The organism is Neobacillus sp. Fa239, assembly GCF_055395235.1.
This window is the reverse complement of the sequence record NZ_AP041611.1, coordinates 3,425,682-3,438,715: the sequence shown is the minus strand read 5'-3', so window position 1 is coordinate 3,438,715 and position 13,034 is coordinate 3,425,682. Positions and strand designations below refer to the sequence as shown.

14 protein-coding genes are annotated in these 13,034 nt (G+C 39.1%); 11 read left to right on the top strand and 3 right to left on the bottom strand.

Annotation, left to right across the window (positions count from 1 at the left end; all coding sequences use genetic code 11):
• Positions 1-127: 127 nt before the first annotated feature.
• Complete coding sequence (locus tag ACZ5XR_RS16705) at positions 128-1,834, top strand: alpha-keto acid decarboxylase family protein (RefSeq protein ID WP_464497441.1); 1,707 nt, start codon at positions 128-130, stop codon at positions 1,832-1,834.
• A gap of 333 nt (positions 1,835-2,167) precedes the next feature.
• Here the strand turns inward: ACZ5XR_RS16705 and ACZ5XR_RS16700 are convergent, their stop codons facing one another.
• Positions 2,168-2,965 (bottom strand): helix-turn-helix domain-containing protein, encoded by a 798-nt coding sequence (locus ACZ5XR_RS16700; RefSeq protein WP_464497440.1) that lies wholly within the window; start codon positions 2,963-2,965, stop codon positions 2,168-2,170.
• Positions 2,966-3,109: 144 nt separating this feature from the next.
• Between ACZ5XR_RS16700 and ACZ5XR_RS16695 the strand changes: the two genes are divergently transcribed.
• From ACZ5XR_RS16695 to ACZ5XR_RS16660, 8 genes are all read left to right on the top strand, one after another.
• Positions 3,110-3,868 (top strand): sugar phosphate isomerase/epimerase family protein, encoded by a 759-nt coding sequence (locus ACZ5XR_RS16695; RefSeq protein ID WP_464497438.1) that lies wholly within the window; start codon positions 3,110-3,112, stop codon positions 3,866-3,868.
• Between the two features lie 24 nt (positions 3,869-3,892).
• Entirely contained in the window at positions 3,893-4,972 is a 1,080-nt protein-coding gene (locus ACZ5XR_RS16690; RefSeq protein WP_464497437.1) for a Gfo/Idh/MocA family protein, read from the top strand.
• A gap of 17 nt (positions 4,973-4,989) precedes the next feature.
• Positions 4,990-6,030, top strand: a complete 1,041-nt coding sequence (locus ACZ5XR_RS16685; protein ID WP_464497436.1) for a Gfo/Idh/MocA family protein — start codon at positions 4,990-4,992, stop codon at positions 6,028-6,030.
• Positions 6,030-6,998 carry a sugar phosphate isomerase/epimerase family protein gene (locus ACZ5XR_RS16680; RefSeq protein WP_464497435.1) on the top strand — a complete coding sequence of 323 codons (969 nt, stop codon included), beginning with the start codon at positions 6,030-6,032 and terminating at the stop codon, positions 6,996-6,998. Before ACZ5XR_RS16685 ends, ACZ5XR_RS16680 begins: the two co-directional genes overlap by 1 nt.
• A gap of 238 nt (positions 6,999-7,236) precedes the next feature.
• The gene (locus tag ACZ5XR_RS16675; protein WP_464497434.1) at positions 7,237-8,688 is read left to right on the top strand and encodes a L,D-transpeptidase family protein; all 1,452 of its coding nucleotides are present in this window, start codon (positions 7,237-7,239) and stop codon (positions 8,686-8,688) included.
• A gap of 180 nt (positions 8,689-8,868) precedes the next feature.
• Positions 8,869-9,207 (top strand): hypothetical protein, encoded by a 339-nt coding sequence (locus tag ACZ5XR_RS16670; protein WP_464497433.1) that lies wholly within the window; start codon positions 8,869-8,871, stop codon positions 9,205-9,207.
• A gap of 488 nt (positions 9,208-9,695) precedes the next feature.
• On the top strand, positions 9,696-9,971 hold the full coding sequence (locus tag ACZ5XR_RS16665) for a hypothetical protein (protein ID WP_464497432.1): 276 nt from the start codon (positions 9,696-9,698) through the stop codon (positions 9,969-9,971).
• A gap of 57 nt (positions 9,972-10,028) precedes the next feature.
• Entirely contained in the window at positions 10,029-10,586 is a 558-nt protein-coding gene (locus tag ACZ5XR_RS16660) for a hypothetical protein (RefSeq protein ID WP_464497430.1), read from the top strand.
• Positions 10,587-10,653: 67 nt separating this feature from the next.
• Here ACZ5XR_RS16660 and ACZ5XR_RS16655 read toward each other — a convergent pair whose 3' ends face one another.
• The gene (locus tag ACZ5XR_RS16655) at positions 10,654-10,968 is read right to left on the bottom strand and encodes a DMT family transporter (RefSeq protein ID WP_464497429.1); all 315 of its coding nucleotides are present in this window, start codon (positions 10,966-10,968) and stop codon (positions 10,654-10,656) included.
• 1 nt (position 10,969) lies between these two features.
• Complete coding sequence (locus tag ACZ5XR_RS16650; RefSeq protein ID WP_464497428.1) at positions 10,970-11,320, bottom strand: DMT family transporter; 351 nt, start codon at positions 11,318-11,320, stop codon at positions 10,970-10,972.
• Between the two features lie 238 nt (positions 11,321-11,558).
• Between ACZ5XR_RS16650 and ACZ5XR_RS16645 the strand changes: the two genes are divergently transcribed.
• Positions 11,559-11,990, top strand: a complete 432-nt coding sequence (locus tag ACZ5XR_RS16645; protein WP_464497427.1) for a MarR family winged helix-turn-helix transcriptional regulator — start codon at positions 11,559-11,561, stop codon at positions 11,988-11,990.
• Between the two features lie 3 nt (positions 11,991-11,993).
• A complete protein-coding gene (locus ACZ5XR_RS16640; protein ID WP_464497425.1) occupies positions 11,994-13,022 on the top strand; it encodes a hypothetical protein in 1,029 nt (342 codons plus the stop codon).
• Positions 13,023-13,034 lie beyond the last annotated feature (12 nt).

Here is a 13,034-nt window from a genome sequence, read left to right as displayed (position 1 = left end):
TAGACGAAACATGGTAAAAGAAAGGAGCGAGAGCCTTTTCCGATCCACACACAGGATAACCTATTCGATGAAAGGGGATTATAAAACAGAAAAAGTCTAAGAAATTAATAAGGAGTGAGCGCTGGATATGACTACAGGCAGCTCTGGCACACAAACCGGAACGGCACAAAAAACTGTTGGCCAGTATTTGTTCGATTGCCTGAAGCTGGAGGGCATTACCGAAATTTTCGGCGTTGCAGGGGATTATAATTTTACACTGCTTGATACTTTGGAGCGGTATAATGGTATCCAGTTTATAAGCGGACGGAACGAGCTAAATTCGGGTTATGCCGCGGATGGCTACGCAAGAATCAAAGGCATTTCTGCTCTTATTACGACCTTCGGGGTAGGGGAGCTTAGCGCCTGCAATTCGATAGCGGGAGCCAACAGCGAGCATGTGCCAATCATTCACATTGTGGGTGCGCCTCCTGATAAAAATCAAAAGGAGCATAAGCTAATGCACCACACCTTAATGGATGGAAATTTTGATGTCTTCCGCAAGGTGTATGAGCAGATTGCGGCTTATACCGCGGTGCTTACTCCGGAAAACGCCAAGATTGAAATTCAGGCTGCAATTCGCATTGCGAAGGAAAAGAAAAAGCCAGTATACCTGGTTGTTGCCGATGATTTAGTGAGCAAGCCGATCATGGCCCGTGAAGTGCCGATGCCGTTGCGCCCTATGTCTAACTTGAAAACCCTTCAGGCAGCAGCAAATCATGTCCGGCAGCTGCTGGAGCATGCCCACCGGCCGGTTATTTTGGTGGACTACAAAACGATGCGTTTCTGCCTTCAGACAGCAGTTCGGCAGCTAGCCGACGCAATGGACGTACCCGTTGTGACTACGATGTTCGGTAAGGGAGCATTCGACGAAACTCATCAGAATTACATCGGAATGTACCTAGGCTCTTTCGGAAGTTCTGAAGTGCAAAACACGGTAGAAAATGCAGACTGTATCATTGCGATCGGCATGGTATGGGCGGACACCAACACCGCAAATTTTACCGCAAAGCTGAACCCACTGGTGACTGTCAATATTCAACCGGATATGGTCAAGGCCGCTGAGGCGGAATATCCGAATGTACTGGCAGCCGACATGTTACTTGCAGTACAGAAGGTTGGTTACAAGGGCCAAAGGGGGGCGGGAAAGGTATTTTTTCCTTACGATCAAGTCACTGCTAGTGCCGACGATCCTCTAATGGCAGCCGGATATTATCCCCGTTTTCAGCGCATGCTGAAAGAGGGCGATATTGTGATCGTCGAGACAGGGACGTTCTATAATGGAATGGCGGAGGTGAGACTGCCGAGCAATGTAACATATATTGGGCAAGGAGGTTGGGGGTCGATTGGTTACGCCACACCATCGACCTTCGGTGCCAGTATCGCGGCGCCAGAACGACGGGTGTTACTGTTTACAGGCGACGGCTCCCTGCAGCTGACAGCCCAGGAGATTAGTTCCATGCTCTATTACCACTGCAAGCCTATAATTTTCGTCTTGAACAACGATGGTTATACGATCGAGAAATATTTGAATGTCAAAACAGTGGATCAAAAGTATAACAAAATCCCTCGATGGTCCTACACGAAGTTGGCCGAAGCCTTTGGTGGCAACGCGTTTACCGTTACGGTCCGGACATATGGAGAACTTGACCAGGCTATATCCCAAGCAGAAAAGGAAATTGCCGAAAGACTCTGTATCATTGAAATGATTGCCGGGAATCCGTTGGACGCACCCGAATATATGCGAAGGATGCGTAGCTATTTGGAGAAGCTGAATGTGCAACGCAGCCAAAATTAAAAAAAGTTATAGACTACATGAACGAGCATTCAGAAAAGAATTACTCTCACTACGCTAAAAATTACGTTGTAAACTCGTATTTTCCTGCCGACGTTACCACAACTTAATCTTCTCAAGACATGAACTGTAGTTATGGTCAATATTGATGAAAAACAGGTTATACCATTTACTGGGATAACCTGTTTTGGCTTCTGCATCATAGTGAACACGAATCACGAAAATTTGGTTTCCTTGCTAAATCAACAAAAAAGTGAAAGGATGAATATAATCATTCTCTTACTTCTTTTCTATTTTTAATCGTTTAAAATTCATGAAATCTTACATTAGATTAATCTACTCCTGCCGCCTATATGCTCCTGGGGCTACGCCGTATTTTTTACGAAATACTTTATGAAAATAAGGATAAGTCCCGAACCCACAATCCTCGGCAATCTGCTCCAGTGTCATTGAAGTATATTTCATCCTCTCGATCGCAGCGGTAAGACGGATTTCCAGTGCATATTCAATCATTGTTTGCCCAAGGCTGATTTTAAACAGGTGGACTGCGCGGGAGAGACTGAGCCCGGCATGCCGTGCTACTGCCTCCACTTTAAAGGCGGCTGTGGCATGCTCTTCAATGTAGCGCATCATTCGTGTAACTGCATAGGGGCGATTGAAAGAAGGAGCTGTTTCGTTGACTGACCGTTCAAGAGACAAACAAATGGCTCGTAATAAATATCCGGAAAGCTCTTTATTTTTTTCAGATGAAGGTCGTCGCTCTTCGATAATCAGGTGTCTCCATAAGGCAATAAGCTTGTCATCCAATTCAATCCGTGAGATGGTAGGTTTGACCGAACGACACCACCATTCATCAACCCAATCGCCCTCACATGCTAAGTGATAGTCCCCACTCATCACCTTGGACTCTGCTAAATGATCTTGGCTTTCTTCAATAAGCAGTTCATATTGATCCCCTGGTTTAATGAGCAAGAGATCTCCTTTCCCGATTGCCAATTTCTTTCCCTTTACTATAATTTCACAAAATCCTTCCGTTTGCAGTCGAAATAAATAGGCTGGGAATCCGGTCCGATAGTGGGAATAAAAGGGCTGGGTGTGATAGGAATACCCGCAATAACCAATGTTCGTAGTCATAGGACCTCCTTATTTAGAAAAAAATATAATAATAGCAAAATAGTTTATGTTTTAATAATATAATCTATATTCATATCAATGTACATAATATATTCTGAAATCAAATAAGTAATGTTTTGAATCTGATAGAGATGAGGATGGAAAATGACGATTATTCCAATAGCTGTACAAATGTATACATTACGTAAAGAAAGCGAAAAAGATTTTGCTGGTACATTGAAAAAAGTAGCTGAACTTGGTTTCGATGGTGTAGAGTTTGCTGGATATGGCGGATTGACTGCAAAAGAAGTAAAAGATTTATTGGATGACCTTGGTCTTCAAGCGGCTTCCAGCCATGTGTCTCTTGAAGAATTGAAAAGTAATTTGGAAAAAGTGATTGAAGATCAGAAAATATTAGGAAGCAAATATGTTGTCTGCCCGTATTTAATGCCGGAAAGTCGAAATGAACAGAATTATAAGGCCCTTATTTCTTTTTTGGATCAGGCTGGTGAGAAGTGCCTTCGTGAGGGCATTACACTTCTTTATCACAACCATGATTTTGAACTGGAACGTCTTTCCGATGGCAGATTAGCATTGGAAGCTATTTTTGACGATACAAACCCCAACCATGTGAAGACAGAGTTTGATGTGTACTGGCTAACAAAAGCGGGTCAAAATCCAGTAGAGTGGATTGACCGTTATAAAAATAGGACGCCGCTTGTCCATCTAAAGGATATGACCACAGATGAAGAACAGTTTTTTGCTGAGCTTGGTACAGGTGGGGTTGATATTGAGGCTGTATTAAGTATTGGTGAAAAAGCCGGAGTAAAGTGGTGGGTGGTTGAGCAGGATGTTTGTCGTCAAAATCCATTTGAAAGTATTGAGGTTAGTATTAAATACTTAAAAGAAAAGCTGCACCAATAAGCAAAAAAAATAAGGGGAAAAAAGATGGTAATGAATGTTGGGATTGTTGGCTGCGGGAATATTAGCGGCATTTATATTGAAAATAGTCATCGTTTTCCGGATTTCGAAATTATCGCTTGTGCGGATTTGGACAATAAGAAAGCAGAGGAAACTGCCGCAAAATACGGAATTAAGAACGTTTTATCAGTAGAGGAAATGCTTGTTTCAAAGGATATTGATCTTGTACTAAATTTAACCATTCCACAGGCTCACGCAATGGTATCCTTGAAGGCAGCTGAACACAAAAAACATGTGTATTCAGAAAAACCGCTTACCATTTCGTTTGAAGATGGAAAGCGTGTTTTAGATATAGCGCGTAAAAATAATGTTTTCGTCGGTTCAGCACCAGATACTTTTTTAGGTGGAAGCATCCAGCTTGCTGGACAATTAATAAAAGATGGTGTCATTGGTAAACCAATCGGTGCTACAGCTTTTATGATGTCTCGTGGTCCTGAGTCCTGGCATCCAAATCCCGAGTTTTTTTATCAAGCCGGCGGTGGACCAATGTTCGATATGGGTCCATATTATCTTTCCGCACTTGTTTGCTTAATGGGTTCTGTAAATCGGATTGCTGGTTCAACAAGTATCACTTTCCCAGAGCGCTTTATTACCAGCCCTAATAAATCCGGAGAAAGAATAAAGGTCCAAGTACCGACACATGTTACTGGGATTCTTGACTTTGACAATGGTGCAACAGCAACCATTACAACCAGTTTTGATGTATCAGCCTCTCGTACACCATTTATAGAAATTTACGGAGAAAACGGAACCATCAGTTTGCCGGATCCGAACCAATTTAACCAGCCGCTTTTAATAAAAAAGTTTGGTGAAGAAGAATGGAAAGAAATCAAGCCAGATGGTGATGCCAATGATAATTTGCGTGGAATCGGACTTGCAGATATGGCAAAAGCGATTGTTTCAGGTAGGAACCCGCGTGCCAATGGTGATATGGCATTGCATGTTTTAGAAATCATGCATGGTATTCACCGTTCATCTGAAACCGGAATGCACTATATTATGGAGAGTACATGTGAGCAACCGTCTTTATTAATAGAAGAACAATAAAAGGGAGGAAATTAACAATGAGTAAATTAAAAGTAGCTGTAATCGGGTGTGGAAGTATTGCAAAATATCGCCATTTGCCGGAATATAATTTCAATAATCAGGTAGAAATTGTTGCCGTATGCGATATTGTGGCAGAGCGAGCAGAGAAAATGGCTGTACAATATGGAGCAAAAGCTTATACAGATTATAAAGAGGTAATAAATCTTGAGGACATTGATGCTATAAGTGTGTGCCTGCCAAACTACTTACATGCACCTGTATCGATTGCGGCATTGAATGCAGGCAAGCATGTTTTATGTGAAAAGCCTATGGCCACTTCACAAGAAGAAGCAGAAGCGATGATTCGTGCAGCAGAGGAAAATGATAGAAAGCTCATGATCGCTCACAATCAACGTTTTGTTTCTTCCCATCAAAAAGCAAAAGAAATTATTGAAACGGGCAAGCTTGGAAAAATTTACTCCTTTAAAACCACATTCGGCCATCCTGGACCTGAAGGCTGGAGTGTAGACGGGGCAGGAAGCTGGTTTTTTAATAAAGAGCAGGCCTTTATTGGTGCAATGGGTGACCTGGGCGTACATAAGGCAGACTTAATGCGTTATTTACTTGGGGAGTTTACTGAAGTTGGAGCCTTCATTGAAACAAATGCGAAGCAAAATACAGAAGTCGATGATAATGCCGTTTGTATTTTACGAACAGAAAGCGGAATTATCGGTACACTTACTGCAAGCTGGGCTTATGTGACTGGTGGCGATAATTCTACTATTATATACGGAGAAAAAGGTACCCTTCGGTTAGAAGCTGATCCAGAATACTCACTTATTGAGGAATATCGAGATGGCAGTATCGTTTATCATAAATTAGATAAAATCCAAACAAATGAAGAAGGCGGACAGACATCTTCTAAGGTGATCAACCATTTTGTTGAAAGTATTCTTGAAAATAAACAGCCACTTATAACCGGTGAAGAAGGAATGAAGTCACTTCAGATTATACTAGCTGCCCTAGAGTCACAAGAAACGAAACGAATTGTTTCCTTAAAGAAGGAAGTGTTAGCATAATGAAATTAGGTGTCTTTACTGTCCTATTTGCAAATAAATCATTTGAAGAAATGCTCGACCATGTGAAAGCTTCAGGGCTTGATGCAGTGGAAATCGGCACGGGATGTTATCCAGGGAACGCCCACTGCCCTCTTGATGAACTTTTGGAAAATGAGGTAAAAAGAATAGACTATCTAAATGCTGTCACATCAAGAGGGTTAACTATCAGTGCTTTCAGTTGTCATGGAAACCCGCTTTCACCGGACAAAAGGTTTGCGGAAGAATCCGATTCCGTATTGCGTAAAACTATTAAATTAGCATCTCTTCTAGGTGTTCCTGTTGTGAATGCATTTTCTGGTACTGCTGGTGACAGCGAGGAAGCAAAGCAGCCAAACTGGCCAGTTGTTCCTTGGCCATTGGAATATGGAGATATTTTAACCTGGCAATGGGAAAATAAATTGATCCCCTATTGGAAAGAAATCGGGGAAATCGCTACTCAGCATAATGTGAAAATTGGTCTTGAGCTTCATGGCGGTTTTCTTGTTCATACACCTTATACCATGCTGAAACTTCGGGAAGCAACCTGTGAAGCTATTGGTGCAAACTTGGACCCTAGTCATTTATGGTGGCAAGGAATCAATCCGGTTGCAGCTATCAAAATTCTTGGAAAAGCTGGCGCCATTCATCATTTCCATGCCAAAGATACTTACATTGATCAAGATAATGTTAACATGTTTGGATTAACTGATATGCAGCCCTATGGAAATGTACAGACACGTGCATGGACATTCAGAAGCGTCGGCTGCGGTCACAGTGTGCAGGAATGGTCTGATATCATGAGTGCACTCCGTACTTATAACTATGACTACGTGGTCAGCATCGAACACGAAGATCCATTAATGTCAATAGATGAAGGCTTTTCACGAGCGGTAAAAAACTTAAACGACGTCGTGATCCGTGAAAATCCAGGGAATATGTGGTGGGCGTAGAGAAAAATAAAAATATTGAACAACGCTGCTCTTGTGCGAATTGCACAAGAGTTTTTTTATTTTTTAAAAAGTTTCATTAATACTAAAAAAATTTATTATATTTTTATGCAAATTATGACAAATTTCATACTGTTCAATCAAATAGAATAATATTAATATAACAAAAGGCAAATTAATCCAATGTTAAGGAAGAGTAAAGGTTAGAAGGTTATGATTGTTGAGTACCAGGTAAGGGGATATGTTTATGAGAAATGCAGTATATGTGCCAGTTAAAGAAATGGAAAGAAGACGGTATAACACCAAGCCAAGGTTCACAAATTTGATGCTTATTACAGGTGTCATTATCTTTATCATTGCACTTGTATTTGCAGGCATCAGCTATTATCAAGCAACCCGATTTAATGGGAATATCACCATCAATGGCACAAAAGTCGGCGGACTAACGGCTGATCAAGCCATAAAAAAGTTGAAATCATCGGTATTAAAAAATGAAGTTTACCTTGGAAATGAAAAAATCTTCGATGGTAATGACACGAAGTCTGGATTTACGGATCAGGATCTCCCTAGTGTCAAAAAACTATTAAAACAACAGAGGACTTTTTTCCCTTCCTCAAAGGCAAAAAATTATTCTTTAATACCGAGCGGGGGAAACCCATATCGAAGCATAACCATGAAAAACCAAATCGAGGAAAAGCTCACTCTGATGAATAAGAGCTTAATAGAACCTCAGGATGCATCGGCCTATATAGAAAATGGAAAAATCATCATCACCAAAAGCAAGGCTGGGACGCAATATGATGTAGCCAATACTGTTAAGGATTATTTAAAACAGGAAATAAATAGAGATATTCATCTTAAACCCGTCTATCTACAGCCAAACAAGGAAGACAGCCCGATCATTAAGAATCAAGTGAGTATGCTACAGCAACTTTTACAACGAACCGTGGATTATAAGGTCCAGAACCAAGTTTATTCTTTAAAAGGCAGCGACGTTATAAAAAAGGCGTCAATCTCAAAAAACATGCAGTATACCATTGACTATGGCGGTATAAAGAACAAGGTGGCGGAGATTAATCGCTCTCAATCAACATTAAATAAAAATTATACCTTTAAGACACACTCAGGTTCGGTTATTTCTGTGCCAGGTAAGTCTTACGGCTGGGCAATCGATGTGGACAAAGAGACGAAGCAGATTCAGAAAGCCTTTGAAAAAGATGAAAAATCGCTAAATGCCAATAATATTTATGGAGTTGGCTGGAGTACTTATGGTGTCGGCTATCAAGTTACCACGAACAATGGAATTGGCGACACGTATGCGGAAGTGTCCATAAAGGACCAGCGGATTTGGATTTATAAAAATGGGCAGCTAAAACTTACTACCAATGTGGTTACAGGCTGGCATGGGGTTAATCAGGATACACCAAAAGGCGTTTGGTATATCGAGTACAAACAATCACCATCCATTCTCAGGGGCAGCGAAGTAGGGAATCTGAATTATAGTGTGAAAGTATCATATTGGGCCCCCTTTACGCTGGATGGATGCGGCTTCCACGATGCAAGCTGGCGGAGGAACTGGTCCAGTAATGCCTATCTTACGAATGGATCGGGCGGTTGTGTGAATACCCCGCCAAGTGTTATGAAAACAGTGTATGATAATCTAAGTCAAAACGAGCCAGTAATCGTGTATTGAAATGGGTAAAGGGATTCATTTTATATCATTTTTAGAGGATAAAACAGTCTATGTTTTATCCCCTTTTATTGTTGATCTTCATTTATTGTCAAGGCAGAATCCCAGAAAATTACCTTGATATGTTATAAAATTATCTTTAAAACATACACTCTTCTTAGTAATAAAAGAGGAGATGCCGCTATGAACTTCGAGATGCAAAAAGCGAACATGCTGGCCAAAAATATAAATGAATTTATTAAATTTATTCAGAAAAATCATGAAAATAAAAGAACAGATAAAATGTTTCAAATAAAACTGCTAATGGAAGAATTTAAATTTCAAATACTGGCTGATGAACTTCGGAGAATCAATCAATATTCTTGGGATGAAAAGTACACTTGTTATTTAGTCGATAGGTTTATAGCGGGGATTAACGTTATTGAAGAATACGTGAAACATAATTATGATGATGTATATATTTTTTCGGCAAGACTCCATACACTAAAAAATCTCAGCTTGCCATTTACAAAAAAGGAATAACTGCTTATAGAGAAAGAAACGGTTCCAGGGGAATCGTTTTTTTACTTATACAAAAAAGCGTGGGTGTCAGTAATTGACTTCATATCTAAATTGGAATTTGGTGAAACAAAATATAGAGAAGCATACAAGAATGAAACGATAGATAAATAGACAGTGAGTACAACAATTCGGCGTTTATTTTTTATTATTTTTTTCTTTTGTTTGTATTTTTTTAAATCCACAATTTTATTTCCCTTGTTCACTTGTATTACCCCCGTTTATTTATACATTTGAATTTATAATTAATTATAAAATATTATTTGAATTTTGCAAAAATTAAATATTGCATTCTATAAATTTTTTTCTTTTAGAACTGTTAAATTTGGTTTTTGATTTTTTTACATGATAAAAAAAGTACAATTTGGCTTGTCATAAATCGGTTCTACTTGTCATACTATTTACTAATCAACTGACGTCACGAAAGACGTCAGGATAAAATGAGGGATTGTATGGTATATCGCCCAACTGTTCGTTATCCAGATGTATATGAAAAATACATAAAGCAATTAGACGAAGCAACTCATTTGGATCGCAATCAGCTCATTCGTTTAGCATTATTTATTTCAGCTCATTCTAACGAATACAGAGCAATCTTGGAAAGCTATAAAAAAGCGGACTCCCTCCTTCCTCAGGCTGATTGGAGGAAGGATGAAGATGAATGCTGGAAAAATCAAAATTATATTCCAAGACCTAAAAACCAAGAACAAAATAAAACGGTCATTTAATGCGGAAATAGGAATGAGAAGGAATCTCCAGACAAGCAACCGAAAGGGAGGGTTATAATGGGAACTAAATATAGCCAATATGGCCTTATTAATAAAGGTTTAATGGAATTAAATGAAAAGGGTAAGATGAATAGATTTTTAGGCTTTTTAATCAATGACAAAAGATTGACCTTTAAAATAAATGTGCCTAATGAGCTGTTTTTTCGAGCAGAAGTTTTATGCGATGATATTCTTCAGTTGAGAGAAAAAGAAAAAGAATATTCGCAAGCGGAGTTAGTCCAGCATATTTTTTTAGATTTCCTTGATGAAGTGAGAAGAAGCGACAGTAATGTGAACTCGATTTATTCCAGATTAAATGTCCGCCATCAGGAACTTCCGATGGTTAATGACAGACCCATGATCCCAACAAGAAGTTCCACCCCATTACCAATAAAAATCGATAGAAAAGATGTATTAAGAGCCGAAATATTACTTCAGGACCTTTCCTATTTTGAACCGGATCATGAATTAAATGTTGAAAAATTAATAGAAATCGTCTATTTAGATTTTTTGTTTGAATATACAAAAGGACGTCGGAAAAATGTCATTAAGGAAATTTTAGAGTATATAGATTAATGGGGTCAGTCCCCCGCGCCTTTAAAGCGGTAAAGCGGCGGGGGTCCGACCCCATTTACGACCCCATTTACGATACCACACGCAGTCCGATAACCCCAATGATAATTATTATGACGCTAAAGATTCGCCCTGCGTTTTTAGATTCTCCATACAGGAACATATTGATGAAAACAGCCCCAGATGTTCCTATGCCTATCCAGACAATATAGGCAATACTCAGTTGCAAATAATGAAACGAAGTATATAAAAGAGCAAATGAAGTGCTGAATCCCCCAATATAAAGCACCCCATTTTTTAATGATTTTCGTTGACTAAATAATTTTAACCCCGCAGCACCGATCACTTCTCCTGCTGCTGCAAGAAGAACAAGCAGCCACCCCATATTAGGCAGCTCCTTTCGTCATTTCTTCTTCATCATTTCTGTTATCTGCAAGATTCAGACCGATCACTCCGATAATAATTATGGCTATAAACAAAATCATGATGCCATTGAATCTCCCGCCAAAAAGGAAATAATCCATGATTACCGTCCCAATGGTACCGACACCTGAAAAAATGGCATAAACCGTCCCAGTCGGCAGGGTGGCACATGCCTTCGGGAGAATTAGAAAATCGGTTAAGATAATTGCTATCACAAGTCCCCATTCCCACCAGGTTTGAGCCGTATTAAATCCATAAACCCAAATTAATTCAAACAAACAAGTTAATGCGACAAAAAGCCAGGCTTTATTCAAAAAACCACTCCTTACAATGTGGCTGTATTAGATTTTATATTTCCCGATTTGGATTGTTCCCATTAACTAAGATGAGAATTTGAGAGTATAACAAAATTAGTAAAATATAATATTATTATGTAAACTAAATCACTTGAAAACAAAATAGTAATTAAAAACTTACTAATACCTTATAAAAATCTTGTATTATAGATAAATTAGTAATAAAATAATTACTAAAGTGGAGGTGAGATTGTTCATGAATGAAGAAATTGCAAAGGAATACATTGCTTTAATTCCAAATTTATTTGGCGGCTTTAGCGAGTTAAACAAAGAATCCATGGAATTAACACATATGCAAAATCATGTTATTGAGTTTATCTATATGCAACAAAGAGCTTTGAATCTTAAAGAAATCAGCTCCGGTTTAAATATTGCCAAGCAGCAGCTAACGAATATTGTTAGTGATTTAGAAGCAGGAAGCTATATAGTTAAACTGCCCGACACGAGGGACAAACGGGCAGTTTTGGTGTCATTGGCACCAAAAGGTAAAGTGATTATTGATAAAAAGTGGACGAAGATTTATCAAAAGTTTAGCAATAAGTTATCAAAATTAAATGAAGAAGAGCAACTAGATCTAAACTTTGCTCTTCATAAAGTTAATGTATTGCTAAAAAAGATGGAGGATTAAGAAATGAGTGAAACGTTGCCTCGCAAGGGTATTAATTATGATGTAGGGACGTATACCCGCGGGAAAAGTTCATCGTCGCGTGAAATATTCAATCCTGAAATCGTTAAACGCGAAATGGAAATCATTAAAAATGATTTGCATTGCAATGCCATCAGAATTTCCGGTCAGGATATCAGTCGGCTAACCCTTGCTGCAGGCTTTGCTCTTCAACAAGGGTTAGAGGTGTGGTTTTCCCCCGCGTTAGTGGATGGAACGGTGCAAGAAACCCTGAAATATTTTTCAGAATGTGCTCAAGCAGCCGAAAAACTACGAAAGCAGTCTCCTGATATTATTTTCGTTGCGGGGTGTGAGCTTACTTTTTTTATGAAGGGGCTCGTTATTGGAGAGACTTCTTTTGACCGAATGCAAACTTTTATGTCGCCGTTGAAGCTGTTAAAAAACACTATCCTTAAAGGTTCATACCACAAACGGTTAAATGTCTTTTTATCAAAAGCGGTTAATGGGATCAAAGAACATTTTCATGGCCAGCTTACTTATTCTTCAGGAATCTGGGAAAATGTCAATTGGGATTTATTTGATTTTGTGGGAATTGATTATTATCGAGATGAACATAACAAGAAATCCTATTGCGAAAAATTAAGGTCTTACTTTAAGTATGGGAAACCTGTCGTCATATTGGAATTCGGTTGCTGCACATACAGAGGAGCTGAAGAAAAGGGTGGTTATGGTTGGGCAATTGTCGACCGAAATAAAACCCCCAATCAAGTAAAAGGGAAGTTTGAGCGCGATGAAAGTGCGCAAGTCAACTATCTTAATGAGTTGCTTGATATTTTTGTCGAAGAAAAAGTAGAGGGAGCCTTTTGGTTTACGTTTGTTATGCCTAGCTATCCATTTAATGAAGAAGATCCATTTTATGATTTAGATATAGCTAGCTACAGCGTTGTGAAAAGCTTAAGCGAACAAAACAATGGTCTGACATGGGAACCAAAAAAATCTTTTTATGCACTTGCTGAATATTACGATAACCATTAACCATAGATAATC

Excerpts from the sequence above, each read along its gene's own strand:
- ACZ5XR_RS16705 (WP_464497441.1), top strand. The coding sequence starts at position 128 with ATGACTACAGGCAGCTCTGGCACACAAACCGGAACGGCACAAAAAACT.
- ACZ5XR_RS16700 (WP_464497440.1), bottom strand. The coding sequence starts at position 2,965 with ATGACTACGAACATTGGTTATTGCGGGTATTCCTATCACACCCAGCCC.
- ACZ5XR_RS16695 (WP_464497438.1), top strand. The coding sequence starts at position 3,110 with ATGACGATTATTCCAATAGCTGTACAAATGTATACATTACGTAAAGAA.
- ACZ5XR_RS16690 (WP_464497437.1), top strand. The coding sequence starts at position 3,893 with ATGGTAATGAATGTTGGGATTGTTGGCTGCGGGAATATTAGCGGCATT.
- ACZ5XR_RS16685 (WP_464497436.1), top strand. The coding sequence starts at position 4,990 with ATGAGTAAATTAAAAGTAGCTGTAATCGGGTGTGGAAGTATTGCAAAA.
- ACZ5XR_RS16680 (WP_464497435.1), top strand. The coding sequence starts at position 6,030 with ATGAAATTAGGTGTCTTTACTGTCCTATTTGCAAATAAATCATTTGAA.
- ACZ5XR_RS16675 (WP_464497434.1), top strand. The coding sequence starts at position 7,237 with ATGTTTATGAGAAATGCAGTATATGTGCCAGTTAAAGAAATGGAAAGA.
- ACZ5XR_RS16670 (WP_464497433.1), top strand. The coding sequence starts at position 8,869 with ATGAACTTCGAGATGCAAAAAGCGAACATGCTGGCCAAAAATATAAAT.
- ACZ5XR_RS16665 (WP_464497432.1), top strand. The coding sequence starts at position 9,696 with ATGGTATATCGCCCAACTGTTCGTTATCCAGATGTATATGAAAAATAC.
- ACZ5XR_RS16660 (WP_464497430.1), top strand. The coding sequence starts at position 10,029 with ATGGGAACTAAATATAGCCAATATGGCCTTATTAATAAAGGTTTAATG.
- ACZ5XR_RS16655 (WP_464497429.1), bottom strand. The coding sequence starts at position 10,968 with ATGGGGTGGCTGCTTGTTCTTCTTGCAGCAGCAGGAGAAGTGATCGGT.
- ACZ5XR_RS16645 (WP_464497427.1), top strand. The coding sequence starts at position 11,559 with ATGAATGAAGAAATTGCAAAGGAATACATTGCTTTAATTCCAAATTTA.
- ACZ5XR_RS16640 (WP_464497425.1), top strand. The coding sequence starts at position 11,994 with ATGAGTGAAACGTTGCCTCGCAAGGGTATTAATTATGATGTAGGGACG.